We start from the raw sequence: 15,877 nt of genomic DNA, 5'->3' as shown, positions 1-15,877 counted from the left end.
GTTGTCGGGTCGAGCACGGCCACCGGCCGTGCTCCTGTCCCGTCAGTCGGCAAAGACCGTGGTGTGGTTGCCGGTCACGAGAACGCGGTCCTCGCTGTGCCACGACACCGCCCTACCGAGTACGTCCCGTTCCACATATCGCCCGAGCCGTCGCAGCTCGCCGGGCTCGTGCCGATGACTCACCCGGCACACCCCCTGTTCGATGATCGGTCCAGCATCGAGCTCTTCTGTGACATAGTGCGCCGTCGCCCCGATGAGTTTCACGCCGCGCGCGGCCGCGGCCTTGTACGGATTCGCTCCCGGAAACGCAGGCAGCAATCCATGATGTATGTTGATGATCTTTTCCGGGAAGTACTCGAGGAACTTGGGAGTCAGCACCTGCATGTAACGAGCCAGCACGATGAAGTCGACCGCACCGTAGAGCAATTCGAGTTGCCGGTCCTCCGCGTACCGTTTGCGGTCCGCGGTAACCGGGATATGGTGATAAGGAATACCCGACGGTCGAACCATTCCCGCGAGGTCGGCGTGATTCGATATGACCATGGACACTTTCGCCGGTACGTCGCCCGAGTCACATCGCCACAGCAGATCCTGCAGCACGTGACCTTCCCGGGAGACCATCACCGCCATCCGCTTGACGTCGGTGGCCGGGACGATCCGCCACGTGATGCCGCGTGCGCCTGCGAGATCGGCGAACCGGTCGCCGAGCCTGTCCCACCAGGCATCCGACGGCTCGCCGGAGAACTCGACACGCAGCGCATCCGTCTCGCTGCCATCGTCGATGCAGCGCTGATCGCACTCGAGCACGGTCGCACCCAGGGGCTCGAGACACGCGAGCACGGTGGAGAGGACACCCGCGCGTCGTGGACCCGATGCCACCACGCGCCCTGCCACGTGCGATCGCGGTGCGTGCGGCGCGGCGTTCGGCAGCGCCGCAGGTTCCGCAACGGCGTCACCTGCCAGCATGAACCGGCCACCTCCCATACGTCTCGACTGTTTCCGGTGCACCGGTTCGATCCCCGGCCGCAATCGCCGACCTCACGGTTTCGGACGTTTCTCCGTTATTCTCACCGGCCGCACGACCACGAGTCCATCGACAGGACGGAACTTTCTTCGGCTCCCATTGATGCACCTCGCCGACGAACCTGTTCCCGGGTCCCGACGGCGCACGGAAACGGCACGGAATTCCGGGCGGAACGAGAATCGGGATACGTGTCATTCACCGAACCCCATACGCAGTTGGAGTTCGGCTACGAGGCGTTCCGTCGGGTTGTTGATGTCGATTCCGCAGAGTTCTTGGATACGACCGAGCCGGTATCGGAGTGTATTTCGATGCACGCACAACCTCTTGGAGGCTTTCGTGAGGTCGCACTGCGCGTCGAAGTACTCGCGCAAGGTCGTGACGTAATCGACGTTCCTGGCCTTGTCGATGTCGCTGAGAAGTTGAATCGCTCCACGGAGCAGGTGCGTTCGCTCGCGCATGAGCTCGCGCAGCTCGGCGAGGATGACGCTCGACCGCAGCTCGGCGAGGCCGGTGACGCGCGAACCCTCCGTCCCGGAGGTCAGTCGCATGACACGATCGACCTCGTCGCGACCTCTTGGTAATGCCGCCAGGTCCGGCAGCGTGTCGCTGATCGCGGCTACGGCATCGGTCCGCAGCTGGTTCTCGACGTGGTCGAGAATCGATTCCGCGAGCTCCCGCATCTCACCGTGCGTCCCATGAGCCTCCGGCACAAGGGCGTACACACGACCACCCAGCGATGCCGCGCTGCCGCGGATCCCGGCGAGCTCGAGACGGAGCACGACAAGCTCCTCGATGAGCAGATGCGCGTTCACCAGCCGCTCGCCGGCGCGTGACCGGAAGGCTACGAGGCGGAACGACTCGTCCTTGTCGACTCCCAGGCAGCCTGCGAGCACGTCCGGCGACCCGCCACCTTCGATCACGCCGCGCAACAGCTCACCACGCATGCGCCGCTCGGTGTCGCCTGCCGTCCGCAAGCGAACGAGAAGCCCCGATGCGATGCGCGCTATATCGATCAACGAGGCACCACTCGCCTCCCGGGACTTCTCCGGGGACACGGTGACCCAGATGTAACCGAGGATGTCTACCCCGGCACGGATCGGAACGACCAGCCGGGGACGGTGGCCAACCGGCTCGATCCGGGTCGGCCGGTGCGCACCGCGCACACGCTGAAGCGAGCCGCTGTCGCGGAGCCAGCTCATGACATACGGCGGCGGACGGCGGTGCAGGATCGACAGGCGGCGCAGCTCGTCGGCCTCCTCGTCCAGGTTCGAGTACGCCAGCACCTGCATCTCGGAGTCATACAGCTCGACAGGGCCCGAGCAGACCGCGGCGGCCGCGTTCGCGAGGGAAAACAGGTCACCGATAGGAGTGCGGTGGCCCGACTCGGCGGACACCGAGGCTGCCGTCACGATCGCCCGCAGGTCGGTGTACAACCTGTCCCAGGACAGCTCCTGCGGTGCGGCCAGGACGGCGACCCCGTGCGCATCGGCCTCGGAACGCACCCACGACGGATGGTCGGGCTGCTTGATCACCACTGCCGCGGCGCCTGCCCGGGCGGCGGCCCGCAGGACCTGCGATACCGAGGATGCCGTGGCCAGTCCGACCGCGAGCACGACGTCACCGGGCTCGATGCGAGCGAAGCCGCCGGAGTCCCAGATCAGTACCCCACGTAGCGACACATCCAGCCCGTGCGGTGCGCAGATGACATCGAGCGCCTGCTCGCCGGCCTGCCCGAGCACATCGCGAAGCGACGGCGGGCCCGGTGCGCCGTCGCCGCTGACGACATCGCTCGTGACAAGTCCCTCGCAGCCGTTGGCCATCGGGGCACTCTCCAGACTCACCCTATCGACGATCGTCATAGCAGGAGCACCTCTTCGCAGTCGACGTGATCTGGCCGTTGTCCCATGGCGGCGCCCGGAGGCAGCACCGTGACAACCGCACGGTCATACCTAGATGCGAGGTGTCGACGGTGCCTCGGTCACTCGTATGGGGGATAACTGTCCCGGTGTGCAGCGACGGGGCTGGACACGCGCTGAACCAGGGCTATGATTTGCGCTAATCCTCACAGTGGCCTCGTCTAGAATCCGGACGATGACAGAGAAACCGCCGCAGCCGCCGTCACGCACGCTGCCCGTCGAGGTGACGCGGTTCGTGGGTAGGCGGCGCGAGCTGAACGAGGCGAAGCGCCTCTTCGCGCTCACCCATCTCGTCACGTTGACCGGAGTCGGCGGTTCCGGGAAGACACGGATGGCGGCGCGGCTCGCACGCGAGCTCGAGCGGGCTTTCCCCGACGGAATCTGCTTCGTCCGGCTCGCCGAACTGCAGGATTCCTCGCTGCTCGGGCATACTGTAGCCGACGCGCTCGGGCTGCGCGAAGTCTCGCGGCAGTGGCGGATCGAAACGCTCACCGAATATCTCGCCACGCGACAGTTGCTGCTCGTGCTCGACAACTGCGAGCACGTGCTGGACGCATGCGCCACCCTGGCAGACGAGCTCCTGCAGACCGCGCCGGACGTGCGAATCCTCGCCACCAGCCGCGAGCCGCTCGGCATCGCCGGCGAGAGCACGCTGTCCGTCCCCCCGCTCACGGTTCCCGATCCCGCGTGCTCGTCTGCGGCGAGTCTCGTGCAATACGACTCGGTCAACCTGTTCCTGGACCGCGCGAACTCGGCCGTCCCCGGCTTCCAGCTCACCGAGGCCAACCGTACGGCTGTCGCGACGTTGTGCCACGCGCTCGACGGCTTACCGCTCGCGCTGGAGCTCGCCGCCATCCGGCTGCGCGCGCTGTCACTCGACCAGATCGTAGAGCGGATCACCGATCGCTACAATCTGCTCACTTCCGGTAGCAGGAATGCTCCCGACCGGCAGAAAACGCTCTGGGCGTTGATCACGTGGAGTTTCGAGCTGTGCTCGCCCAAGGAGCAGGCCCTCTGGTGCAGGCTGACCGTCTTCTCCGGTGGCATCGAGCTCGACGCCGCCGAAGAGGTCTGCTCCGACGGCCACATACCTGGTTCGGAAATCTTCGATGTACTGGCCTCGCTGGTGGACAAATCCATCCTGATACGCGAGGACCACGGAACGCGCGTCCGTTACCAGCTTCTCGAGACGATCCGGCAGTACGGGCAACAGCGTCTCCGCGGTTCCGGTGAACTGGCGTGGTGGCGACGGCGTCACCGGGACTTCTATGCCGATCTCGTGGCACGGACCTTCGCGGAATGGATCGGGCCGGAACAAGCGCAGCGGCTCGACCGGCTGCGGCGTGACCACACGAATATCCGTGCGGCACTCGAGTACTGCGTCTCCGAGCCCGGTGAGGAGGACGCCGCCTTACGCCTGGCGAGCGACCTGTACTTCTACTGGCTCACCCGCGGGTTCATCAGCGAGGGGCGCCACTGGCTGGACCTCGTACTGGCGCGAACCACCAACCACGGCGAGCTCAAAGCCCATGCGCATTGCGTCGACGCGAACCTGGCCACTCTCCAGGACGATCCCGAGACCGCCGCCGAGCAGCTCGCCGAGGCGGACACCATCGCGCAGCGCGTCGGCGACAGTCGCTGCATGGCCTACGTAGCACAGGGTCGTGCTCTAGCTGCCATGTACGCCGACGAGCCGGCGGAGGCCATCGCGGTGTTCGAGTACGCGCTCGAGATCTGTGACCAGATCGGCGACCGTATCGGTGCCGCTTTCACGCTGTTCCTGCACAGCCTTACCGCCGTTCTCAACGGGGATCCGACCAAGGCCGAAGAGTCGCATCGCCGCTGTCAGGCACTGACAGAGCCCGCAGGCGAGCTGTGGATCCGGTCCTATTCGCTGTGGGCCGCGTCGCTCAACGCCTGGCAGCAAGGCGATATCGACCTGGCACTCCAGCGAGCCTTCGACGGTCTGAACATCAAGTGGGCCATCGACGACCAGCTCGGCATCGCGGAGTGCTTCGAGGCGATAGCCTGGATCGAAGCAACGCGTCATCGCTGCGAGCGCGCTGCCACCATCCTCGGCGCGGCGGACACGATATGGCGCGCCATGGGCATGTCGCTGAGCACCATCCCCGGCCTCAACCGGTACCGGGCAGAGAGCGTCGCGCGCGCACGCCGCATCGGCGAACGCCCCTTCACGTCGGCGTTCCGAACCGGCACCAGGATGGGTATCGACGAGGCCGTCAGGTTCGCTCTCGAGAAGACCGGCGACGAGGAACCCGCCAGGGGACACGACGCGGCCTCAGTACAACTCACCCGACGCGAATCCGAGATCGCGAACCTCGTCGCCGAAGGACTCAGCAATCGCGAGATCGCCACCCGGCTGGTGATCTCGAGGCGTACCGTCGAAGCTCATGTGGAGCACGTGCTCGCCAAGCTCGGCTTCACGTCCCGGGCACAGATCGCCGCATGGGTGACCGAGCGTGACGCCCGCACCGAGGCGGTCTGATCACGCGGAATGTAGACGGCGGCGTCCGTCGACGGCAGCGAGCCGGGCGGTACAGCCGCTACGCGTGATGATGAGCCGGAGCTACCGTGCTCAGCTTGCGGATGGCCCGGTGCTGCAGGGCCCTGACCGCGTTCTCGGTCCGGTGCATCAGATCGGCTGTCTCGCGCACCGAGAGCTGCTCGATGAAGCGGAGCCGCAGGCACGTGGCCTGATCCTGCGGCAACAGTTCGAGCAGCGCCGCGACGGAGTCACGCATCTCCCGCATCGCCAACTCGTGCTCCGGGCCCATGACCGTATCGACATCCTCGGGTACGAACTCCGTGGGAACTTCCCGCCGATGCCTGGCCGAGTTGTAGTGATCACGCACGATGTTCCTCGTGATCGTGAACAACCATGGCTGTACACCCGCGCCCGCGCAGGAGAACTGCGACCTCCGGGTGAGCGCGCGGAGGAAGGTCTCACTCGTGCAATCCTCCGCCGTCGCCACGTCAGCGGTCCGCGAGATGCTGAACTGGCGTACTGCCTGCCCGTAGTCCTCGTACCACTCGGCGATACTCGACTCGCAGCTACAGCGCCCGCGAACCGGCGCGTCTCCATCCCTGACCTGGCACGGGCGTTGGTAGCGCCGCGGAGCTTCGCTGTGCGCGCTATCGTTCCCCGTGGCCACCTGCCGGCTTCCCGCACCGCGCACGGTCATCGCGAATGCACCTCGATGACACTGGGGATCCGCTCGAGCTTACCCCGCAGCAATCTCGCGTCATCGGTCGTCCCGGCCACCGTGTACTCGGCGGCCCAGGTACTCGGTTCCGAGACGGGATAGGCGTGGAAGTCGGTGACCCGGTAACGATGGCTCCGGAGCTTTCCCATGATACGGTTCACTCCGTCGAATCCATCCGCGACAGTCACAGTATGCCCGAAACTCTCCGCCACCGTGCCGCCATCGCGTTCCGGCCCCGCCTCGTGCGGGTGTTCGTACCGGGTACTCGCGTGCTGGGTAGTCGCTGTCATGAATGCCTAACCACACGATCTCGGAGACAATGGACTGCGTGGTTCCCATGCGGGACTGACAGAACGGGAACCCCGTCCGGCAGTCGCGCCTTCCGCCGTACCCCTGCTCACCTCAGCGTACGCGGAGAATGGAACAGCGCATGGTCACATCGTAAGACCGCGATATCACCACGTCATTGGCGAGAAGTCTGAACATTCGGGCCTTCAGTCGTGCGTGCCGACCATCGCGCCGGCGTGACGGGGCTCGACCATCAGTAGTACATGATCACGTGCACGACCGCGAGCAGGAACCACAGTACGCCGGTAATCCGGAATGCCGTACTTCCCCTCCGCAACGACTTCTCCCGGACATGTCGTCCATGGTCCGACAACGACGGTGAGACCAGCGTCGCCGCGTGCCGTCTACCCCACGTACCGAACGCGAAGGACACGATCGCGAACAGCACCAGCAGGAACGACATCGTCATCGCGGCACGCCACCGTCCTCGCTCCCATCACCTGTGCTTCCAGGTTGTTCGGGACCGGTCGGTGGTGCGTCCGGTTCCGCCGGGCGGTAGGCGTCGGCGTACTCGACGTCGGCTTCACGGATTCGCTCGCCGAGCCAATCGCGCCAGATCTCGAGATCCCGCTCGGATTCCAGCGTCCGCCGTAGCTCTTCCCGGGCTTCCTCGAAGGTCAGCTCGCGTTCGTCCACGACCTCGACCACGTAGCCGACATTCCAGCCGTGCTCGGTTTCCACGGGGCCGAACGTGTCACCTTCCGCCGCGCTGAATGCGGCTTCACCGTAGCGCTCGTCGAGCTGCCGCTCCCGCACGAGGCCGAGGTCACCATCCTGTTCGCGGGTACTCGCATCGAGGGAGTGGCGGCGTGCCAGGGTGGCGAAGTCCGCTCCGTCCGCGAGTCGGTCCAGCAGCTCTCGCGCCTCGCTCTCGGAAGCGACCACGATATTGCGCAACCGCCGTTGTTCCGGTGCGACCATCTCGTCCTGGCGCTCCGCGAATGCCGTACGGACGTCGTCCTCGGTGATCTCGTCGGCGTCAGCGGTAACCTCGTCCATGAGGCGCGAGGTGGTCTCCTGGCGTTTGATCTCGTCGAGAACGTCCTCTTCGGAGGCCCCCGCGTTACCGAGCAGGTCGATGAACGCCGCCCGGCCGCCCTCGCCCATCCGCTTCTCGATCATGTCATCGAGGTGATCGCGTGCCGTCTTGTCGGAAACCTCGATACCGCGCTCACGCGCGGCGTTCTCCAGGATCATGCCGACGGCCATCGCCTTCGCCGAGTCCCGCCGGAACGTCTCCGCCTGTTCGTCGCCGTCGGCCGGACGCCGGATTCCGTACAGGGCCTCGAGGACGTCGACACGCTCGTCGAATTCACTCTCGGTCACCACGACGTCGCCGATCCGCAACGCGGCGTCATCGGGAAGGCCGGTCAGGCGGTCGATCGCGAAGGGAGTGGCGCCACCCGCCACGACGATCGCCACGGCGGTCGCGGCGATGGCACGTGCTCGCGTGGTGCCGGACACGAGTCTGCCCAGCGCGGCCGTCACCCCCTTGGCAGCGGCCGTCCCGCCGGTGAGGACACTACGAATGACCCGCTTCATACCCTCGACTCCTTCCCGCGCGTCACACGCGGACGCGCTCAGCTGTCGGTGGGGAGGCGTCGGCGAGGTGACTGTCCTGCCGCCGGCGCGCCCTGAACGTGCCTCGTACCACCTGCGCTGCGACGAAGGACAGCACGACGGCCCCGGCCAGTACCATCCCGAACTCGCGCAGTACCGCCAGCCCCGACAGGGTCAGCGCCAGGTAGCCCAGGGACGCAGACAAGGCCGCCACCGCGACCGTGCGCGCCAGGGAGCGTGTGCCGCTACCGGCCCGGTCGCCAAGCATGACCGTGTACTCGCACGCCACGGCCGTCGTGAGCGAGCCGAGCACCATGGTCAGCGGGGTCATGTCGATGTCGAGCGCCCAGAGCCCAGCCAGCCCCCAACCGGTTGCCAGCATCGCCGCGGCGACGGCGCGGATCGCGTCGCCGCGGCGGCGCAGGCCCACCAGCAGTACGGTACCCGCACCGAGCACGCCGAGCCCGTTGGTCACGTACCGGTTGTCCGTCATCAGCTCATACGCCCGTGCCGCGGTTACCGGCAGTCCCACGAGGTCCGCTTCGACACCGTCCGGCGGCTCGGGAATGCCCGCACGGACGTCCTCGAGCAGCTCCTGTTGCGTTGCCAGGTCTTGCAGCCCCAGCTGGAAACTCATGGCGGCGAAACGTTCATCGCTGCGTACGACCGCGCGCGTGAGGTACTCCGGCATGAGGCGCATCCCGGACCGCACCTGTTCGGCTGTCGGTTCCGGCCCCAGGAACTCGAGCAGGCCCGGTGGCGTCAGGATCGGTGTGAGCTCCCCACCATGCTGCAGCACGATCGCGTCCTGTGCCGCGCGCATCCAGGCGAGCACCTCCGGGTCCAGCACGTTGTCCCCCCGGACCAGCACCTGAACCTCCCCGGAGGCTCCCAGCACCTCTTCCGCGTGACCGGCGTGCTCCATGGCAGGCAGTCCTTCGGCGAGCGCGTCCGGTCGCGCCTCGACATCGAGGCTTCGCAGCGCCGACCACCCCGCCGCGGCCAGCACCGCGAGCAGCACGAACACGCTCACTCGCAGCGGCAACCCCAGCCGGCTCCCCGCTCCCCTGCCGCCGGTGTTCCCGCCGGCCGGAATACCGGCGGGACCGTCATCACCAGCGGCGCCACGTTCGTCACGTGCCGCGGCCTCGACGGCGCCGGCAGCGCCCGGCACGGCGCTTCGCCCGTGTCGCGCGCTGCGGGTTCGCTGGATGGCCAGTGCCAGGGCGAGGGCGACCAGCTGCCCTGCGGCCAGCGCCACACCCAGCTCGCGGACGAACGGTAGCGGGGTGGCGGCCAGGGAACCGAACGCCGCCGCGCTCGACAGCGCCACGACGACGGCCCGCCGCCTGTCCGTCCGCCGTTCCAGGTACGCGGGAAAGTCGCTCGCGATACCGACCAGGATCGGCAGGAACGCGATGACCCCCAACGAGAGCGGCCGGTTGAGCCAGCCGAACCCGGCTAGCACCATGGCCGTGGCGCTGAGTGTCACGGCGATCGGTACGAGGCGCCTGCGCCGTCCGGGGAGCCATGGCACGAGTAGGTAGCTCGCACCGATGGTCAGGATCGCGGCCGCGCCGAGCAAGGGGACCTCTCGCCGGATCCGTTCCCCGAGTCCGCCCGTCACGGCGGGTACACCCGTGACCGTGACACGTTCGGTCGCCAGCTCGGCGGCGTCCACCTCGGCACGCACGCGGCGGAGAAGCTCCTCGGTTCCGGCCTGATCGAGCCCCTCCCTCGGGCGTACGAGGACGCTTACGGCGTCCGGCCGGGGCACCACGAAGTCCCATCGCGGTTTCGGTGTGTCACCGTCGCCGAAGATGACCTGTTCGACGAAGTCAGGGTTGTGTACCGTGGGTAGCCCGGCAGGCAAGCCCTGCACCAGCAGCCCACCGTACCGCTGGTCGAACTCGGCGACCGCCTCCTCGGCCCGCTCGGTGGCCGCGTCCTCGGACAGTCCCTCGCTCAACGCCTCCTCCCGAGCATCCTGCCGCAGGGCGTCACGGTTTCCGGACAGCGATGCCAGCATGTTCTGTGCCGAGGCCGCTATCTGGTTCAGGATCGTCGCCGGTCCGTACACAACGGACACGTCATCGAGTTCGGCGAGCGCGCCTTCGAGTCTCATGAGCACGGGCAGCTGCCCGGCGGAGAGTAGCTCGCGAGGCCCGTCCGATTCGGCTATCACCACGATCGGGTCGCCCCCGAACGAGCCGGCGGCCTCGTCGAGCAGTTCGAGCGATCGGTCATCGGCAGGGACGAACGAGTCCGGTCCTGTCTCGGTCGTCAGCCGGGACAGGCCCGCTACGGTGGCAAGTACGATGCCGGCCGCGAGCCCGACCGCAAGCACGCGCCGGATTGAGAGCCACGCACGGCAGGATCGCCAGCCCCTGGACACCGTCCGGCGTAACGTCCCAGGTCGGCCCGCCGGGCGGAACCGTGCGGCGGCGACGCGGCACGCTGTACCGGCCCGCCGCACGGCACCGAAACCGGACCGGAGCCGTCTCATTCCGAATCCGGTTCCTCACGCGGGTCGGGGTCGCGTTCCACCTTCGGGTACTCCCGGTCGAACGAACCCGGGTCCGCGCCGGCGCCGGGCTCGGGTATCGGGTTCTTGTACGAAAGCACCTCCCCGGTCTCCAGCGGCGACACCACCGACATGTCGTTCAGGATGGGCATGAGCCGGAAGTAGTGGACGCCTGCTTCGTCGGTGTAGCGCGAGATGGCGTTGAAGTTGGCGAACCATGCGGCGATCTCCGGACCGTACGGCTCGAGATAGGCCAGCATCGGGTTCACGTCGCGCAACATCGCGATGGATTCGGGAATCAGTTCGGCCATGTCGCCGGAGAATCGCGGCAGGCGGTCCAGCGTCGGCGGTGCCTTGTCGAGGGTGCCGGACAGCGAGGGCAGCAGCCCGCGAAGGTCCGCGCTGGTGGCGGGCAGCTCGGCGAGCGCGTCGCTGAGGTGTGGTGCCGCCTCGCTCAGGTTGGCCGCCACCGGGGCCAGCGACCCCGACAGCTCGGTGAGGCTGTCACCCGCACTATCCGCGCTCGCCAGCACACCGGGAAGCTTTCGCATCGTCCCGGAGATCGCCTCGCGCTGCGCCGACGTGGCCGCGGTGAGACGGTCGGTGTTCTCGACCATCCTCGCGATCGCGCCCTCACTCGTATCCAGCGCCGACAGTAGCGATTCGGTGTGCCCCGCGAGCGCGGTCAGATCCTCGGACTGGGCGGCGATCGCATCCAGAGCCGTGTGCCCGTCACGCCCCAGATCGCCGAGCCCTGCCAGGGTATCCGCGAAATCCTCGCTCGTTCCCGCTGTGCCTTCGCCTACCGACTGCATCAGGCTGCTCATGGCATCGCGGGTCTCGGGGTCCAGGCTCTCCAGCACGTCCCGCAGCTGAGTGCTGTGTCGGGTCGCATCGCGCGGCAGCGTCGTACCCGACTCGATGGGCTCGCCGTCCCCGTCGCGCACCTCGAGGTAGGTCTCCTCCACCAGCGACCGCGCGCCGACACGGACGGTCGCTCCCTCGTGCAGCGGTACGTGTTCGGAGTACAGCGACATCACCGCCTCGACGTGGTCGTCGTGATGCTCGATGGCTTGCACATCGCCCACCTGAACACCCGCGATACGTACCTGGCCGCCCTGGACGAGATTGTCCGCGTCTTCCAGCTGCGCGGAGACCTCGTAGACGTGTGGTTCGTTGAGCAGCGGAATACGCAGGTGCGACCCGGAAAGCAGGTACAGCGCGATGATGATCCCCGCCACCACGAAACCGAGAACGGTCATCAGGCGAATGGCCGGAGTGGACCGCATCCGGATACTCATCATCGGCCTCCCTCGGATGTCTCGTCGGCTCCACCGGTTCCGCTCTCTTCGGGATCCGGGGCGTATCCACCCCGGCTACCGGGAAGCGAGCCGCCATCGGGCAGCGGGGCCACCGCGTGTCCGCGGATGATCGTGCCCCGCGCGTCGGTCGTGCTGAACACCGACGAGGTGTTGTAGACGAATGCCTGCAGGTCCGTCAGGTACGAGGTGACCAGTTCCGTGTCGTGGTCGAGCCCCTCCGAAATCGGCCGGGCGTCGTCCAGCGCGTGGTCGACGTCGTCGACAAGAGGACTCAGGCTCGCCACCACGGGCCTGGCCTTCTCCACGACCGGGCTCGCCTCGTCGACGGTCCTCCCGATCTGCTTCGTCGTCGCGCCGAGTCTGCTCAGCGCGTCCGGCAGTGACTCCGCTGCGGCATCGACATCGGCCAGCACGGGGTCCAGCTGTTCGGTCAGGTCCTGGGTCCCGGACAGGGCGCTCCGGAGCTCGTCGTTGAGTCCCGGCAGCTCCTCGAGCGTCGCTCGGAGATCAGCGTCATTGTCTTCCAGGATCCCCAGCGTCTCCTGGGCGGAGTCGGCGAGACTCGTGGCCCGCTCGTGATTGTCACCTGCGGCCGAGGCGATCCGGGACAGCCCCGTCATGAGCTCGCTGAGCTTGTCGCTCCGCGTTTGCAGCGCCTCCATCACTGGCCGGAGCCCGGTGAAGGTGCTCTCGGTGGCTTCCAGGCCGCCGGGTAGCTGCTCGGGGGCCCGTGCCAGGGCCACATCGGACTCGCGGAGCAACGCGTTGATCGCCCTCTGGGATCGTTCGTCCAGATTGTCCAGTACCTCGTCGGGCTGTATCGCCCGTTCCGTCTGGCTACTCGGTAGCTTGCCACCCTCGGGTAGTGGTTCCGCGGGCGAACCGCCGGGGTCGATCTCGACATACATCTGGTTGAGCGGGTTCACCGTGCGCATGACCGCCCGGGCGTCGTCGTGGATCACGTGCCCTTGCTCGATGCTGAACTCGAGCAAGGCGGTGCCGTTCCCGGTCACCTCCCAGTCGACGATCTGGCCGACCTCGACGCCGGCGATCGTCACCTGATGTTTGGTTTCCGGGTTGACCCCGGTGACGTTCTCGAACTCGGCCGCGAAAGTGTACCGCTCCTCCCAGGGCGGGACGAAATGGGCCTTGTAGAGGTTCACCGTCGCCGCGGTCAGGCCGAGCAGGACAAGCGCGGCGACGACCAGTGTGTTGCGCCCGAGGCCGGGAACCGTCCGCATGCGCTCCCAGCTACGGCGCAGGGAGAGGTGCTTTCTCCTCACCGTGAACCTCCTCCCTCCGTTGGCAGGGACGGTGTCGCCGGCGCGTCACCGTCGTTGTGATGCGGGCCGGGCGAGGCCAGCCCGAGCGTCTCCAGGTACTGCTGCAGGCTCTTCGGCGTGCCACTACCGCCCACCGAGTTCGCCGCGATTCCCGCGGACAGGCGCGAGTGCCCGCCGGACCCGTCGTTCCAGGACAGTGCGTCGGCGCCACGGCTGGCCAGGTAGCCGAGCTCCACGTACAGTGGGTTCCCGCTCGACCCGCCGCCGGCATAATGCCCGCTGCCTTCCCACGGCGACAGCACGGTGTCGGATATCGGCCCCTCGAGCCGATCCAGCACCGGCCCCTCGACATCCCGCAGTACCCGGGTCGACTCGTCCGATACCGGGACCAGCTGCTCGACGACCGGGCGGGCCTGGTCGAGCAAGGGACGCAGGTTCTCGAGGAACGGCCGGGTGCGTTCCAGTACGGGATCCAGCTCGGCGAGCAGGCCGTCCAGTTCCCGGACCGTGGGCCGGGCGCTCTCGGCCGTCGAGATCAGCTGGTCCACGGTAGGTTGCAGGTCGCGGAGGCCGGCGCGGGTGGTGCGCAGCGTCTCGGGAAGGGTGGACGCGGCCTCGGCGAGCGGGGCACTTCCCTCGGCGAGCGCTGCCGTGCTGGCCTCGAGTGAGGACAGGATCTCGCCGAGCTGACCCTCCCGGTGTGTCAGGGCATCCGCTGCCGACTGGAAGCCCGCGACCAGTTCGGGAAGGTCGCGTGCCGGTCTGGTGCCACGGGTGGCCTCCAGTACGTCGCCGGTGGGCGGCAGCACGTCCGGGGCCGTCTCGAGCAGGTTCTCCAGCGCACCGGAACCTCCCTGGCGCAGCACCCCGTCGAGCTGGCCCACCGAGGCCCGGATGCCGTCCTTGGCCTCCTCGCTGCCGACCGCGGCCAGCACGTGTTCGAGCTCGACCGGCACGCTCGTCCGCTCCCGCGGGATCGTCTCGCCGTCGAACTCGCCGCCGCCGCCCGGCCGGAGCTCGACATAGTAGTTCCCGCCGAGCAGCAACGTGGGGCGGACGCTCGCGGACGGGCTGCTTCCGAGCTTCTCCGCCGCCTCGCTGTCGATCTGCATCGTGACGATCCACGACCCGCTGTCAGAGGGCTCACCACCGATCGCCGAGCCGACGATCACCCCACCCATCTTCACGTCGCTCTTGTGGTCGCGCAGCTGGTAGTCACGGGAGAACTCCGCTTGAACCCGCGTGGTGTCCGCGAACATTCCGGCGACCGTGTTCGTGATGCGCTCCTTGTTGTACAGGGCGGCCACGAACGCGAAGAACAGCACGAGGACCAGCAGGCCGGCAGTCGAGCGCGACACCCCGTTCACCGGCCTGGGCAGGCGCGCGGCAACGCGTCCCAGAGTCTTCATCGCACACCTCCCACGAGGTTCTCGGCCCGGTGATGATCGGCCTCGCCCGGTTCCGGGTAGACCTCCTGCTCGACGGCGCCCGGGCCGAGCAAGCCGCCCACCGTACGGATAACCGGGGAGGCGATCCCCAGCCGCGCGTAGTGCACACCGTCGACGTTCTCCGACGTCCAGCTGTGCCCGCGCACGAAGAACGTACCCATCTCGGGGGCGTAGGGCGCCAGCACACTCATCGGCGTTTCCAGGTCGTCGAGCGCACGCCGAACCTGTGGCGCGAGGGGCCGGGCGTCGGCGAACGTCCCGGACAGCTCACCCACGGCCGGTGTGGCCTTTTCCGCCACATCCGGCACCTTGCCGAACGGTTCGACAGACTCCCGCAGCACACCACGCAGGTCCTCCTCGGACTCGGACAATGCCCGAGCACCGGTCCGGAGCTCGTCGAACGCCGCCTGGGTATCACCGAGTGGCGCGTCGAGCTCCTGAAATGCCGTCCTCGCACTATCCAACGTGCCCGGAAGGCGCTGCAGCGACTCCGCCAAGGGCTCGCCACCATCGGCCGCGAGCGCCCGCAGCGTGGCATCCGTCTGTTCCAGGGCTCCTGCGATCTGCTCCTCACGCCCCGCGAACCGCGACGCCACCCGCTCGGCGCTGCGAAGCAGTGCAGGCAGGTCGGCGGCGTCGGCAGCCAGCGCGCTGGAGATCTCCCCGGCATCGGCCAGCAGTCCCGGGAAGGACTGTACGAAGTGCTGCAGGTCGCGACTCCGACCCGCCGCGCCGCTGCCCAGCTCGCGGATCGCGCTGGTGGCTCCTTCCCGGCTGGGCTCGTCGAGCACCTCGAAGAGCTCGTAGAGATCGGCGGAGTCCGTCGTCTGCTCCGCCGCGATGCGGTCGCCGTTGAGCTCACCGGCTTCCGGGCTTCCTGGCGAGAGCTCGACGAACTTGGCCGCGAGAACCGAGAAATCCCACACCTCGGCCGTAGCGTCCGCGTAGATGTCGACATCCCCGTCCAACCGCATCGTCACCACGGCGATGCCGTCCTCGTACTCGATGTCGGCGACCTTGCCGATCCGCACGCTGTTACGCCGGACCTCGTTGCCTTCCGACAGGCTGTCGGTATCGGTGAACTCGGCCTGCACCATGGTGCTGCTCTGCCACGGCAACCCCGTGTGGGCCGTACCGGCGAGGTAGAGGACGAGCACGATCCCTGCCAGCCCGGCGACGCCGGTGATCACCGTCGCCGCGACACTTCTCGACTCTCGTGGACCCATCG

At 67.7% G+C, this 15,877-nt stretch carries 12 protein-coding genes; 1 reads left to right on the top strand and 11 read right to left on the bottom strand.

The window, feature by feature from the left end; translation table 11 throughout:
• Positions 1–42 precede the first annotated feature (42 nt).
• Both purU and H0B56_RS16795 read right to left on the bottom strand, forming a co-directional pair.
• Positions 43–966, bottom strand: a complete 924-nt coding sequence (purU, locus tag H0B56_RS16800; RefSeq protein WP_180894038.1) for a formyltetrahydrofolate deformylase — start codon at positions 964–966, stop codon at positions 43–45.
• 249 nt (positions 967–1,215) lie between these two features.
• Positions 1,216–2,883, bottom strand: coding sequence for a PucR family transcriptional regulator (locus tag H0B56_RS16795; protein WP_180894037.1), 1,668 nt, complete (start codon positions 2,881–2,883; stop codon positions 1,216–1,218).
• A 232-nt stretch (positions 2,884–3,115) separates the two neighbouring features.
• On the opposite strand from H0B56_RS16795, the gene H0B56_RS16790 reads away from it, so the two are divergent.
• The gene (locus H0B56_RS16790) at positions 3,116–5,446 is read left to right on the top strand and encodes an ATP-binding protein (RefSeq protein ID WP_180894036.1); all 2,331 of its coding nucleotides are present in this window, start codon (positions 3,116–3,118) and stop codon (positions 5,444–5,446) included.
• Between the two features lie 58 nt (positions 5,447–5,504).
• Here the strand turns inward: H0B56_RS16790 and H0B56_RS16785 are convergent, their stop codons facing one another.
• The 9 genes from H0B56_RS16785 to H0B56_RS16745 form a co-directional block, all read right to left on the bottom strand.
• Positions 5,505–6,143: an RNA polymerase sigma factor gene (locus H0B56_RS16785; protein WP_180894035.1), complete on the bottom strand. Its 639-nt coding sequence runs from the start codon at positions 6,141–6,143 to the stop codon at positions 5,505–5,507.
• The gene (locus H0B56_RS16780; RefSeq protein ID WP_180894034.1) at positions 6,140–6,454 is read right to left on the bottom strand and encodes a hypothetical protein; all 315 of its coding nucleotides are present in this window, start codon (positions 6,452–6,454) and stop codon (positions 6,140–6,142) included. Before H0B56_RS16780 ends, H0B56_RS16785 begins: the two co-directional genes overlap by 4 nt.
• Positions 6,455–6,705: 251 nt before the next feature.
• On the bottom strand, positions 6,706–6,921 hold the full coding sequence (locus H0B56_RS16775) for a hypothetical protein (protein ID WP_180894033.1): 216 nt from the start codon (positions 6,919–6,921) through the stop codon (positions 6,706–6,708).
• Positions 6,918–8,054 carry a peptidylprolyl isomerase gene (locus H0B56_RS16770; RefSeq protein WP_180894032.1) on the bottom strand — a complete coding sequence of 379 codons (1,137 nt, stop codon included), beginning with the start codon at positions 8,052–8,054 and terminating at the stop codon, positions 6,918–6,920. Before H0B56_RS16770 ends, H0B56_RS16775 begins: the two co-directional genes overlap by 4 nt.
• 22 nt (positions 8,055–8,076) lie before the next feature.
• Positions 8,077–10,419 carry an RND transporter family protein gene (locus tag H0B56_RS16765; RefSeq protein WP_180894031.1) on the bottom strand — a complete coding sequence of 781 codons (2,343 nt, stop codon included), beginning with the start codon at positions 10,417–10,419 and terminating at the stop codon, positions 8,077–8,079.
• A gap of 155 nt (positions 10,420–10,574) precedes the next feature.
• Entirely contained in the window at positions 10,575–11,897 is a 1,323-nt protein-coding gene (locus H0B56_RS16760; RefSeq protein WP_219632836.1) for an MlaD family protein, read from the bottom strand.
• Positions 11,897–13,201, bottom strand: a complete 1,305-nt coding sequence (locus H0B56_RS16755; RefSeq protein WP_180894030.1) for an MlaD family protein — start codon at positions 13,199–13,201, stop codon at positions 11,897–11,899. The genes H0B56_RS16760 and H0B56_RS16755 overlap by 1 nt, the downstream gene beginning before the upstream one ends.
• A complete protein-coding gene (locus H0B56_RS16750) occupies positions 13,198–14,610 on the bottom strand; it encodes an MCE family protein (RefSeq protein ID WP_180894029.1) in 1,413 nt (470 codons plus the stop codon). The genes H0B56_RS16755 and H0B56_RS16750 overlap by 4 nt, the downstream gene beginning before the upstream one ends.
• On the bottom strand, positions 14,607–15,875 hold the full coding sequence (locus tag H0B56_RS16745; protein WP_180894028.1) for an MlaD family protein: 1,269 nt from the start codon (positions 15,873–15,875) through the stop codon (positions 14,607–14,609). The genes H0B56_RS16750 and H0B56_RS16745 overlap by 4 nt, the downstream gene beginning before the upstream one ends.
• Positions 15,876–15,877: the final 2 nt, after the last annotated feature.

Origin of the sequence: Haloechinothrix aidingensis, from assembly GCF_013450155.1 — a bacterium.
Classification (GTDB): domain Bacteria; phylum Actinomycetota; class Actinomycetes; order Mycobacteriales; family Pseudonocardiaceae; genus Haloechinothrix; species Haloechinothrix aidingensis.
Note: the sequence above shows the minus strand (reverse complement) of the source record. Positions and strands in the feature narration are given on the sequence as shown.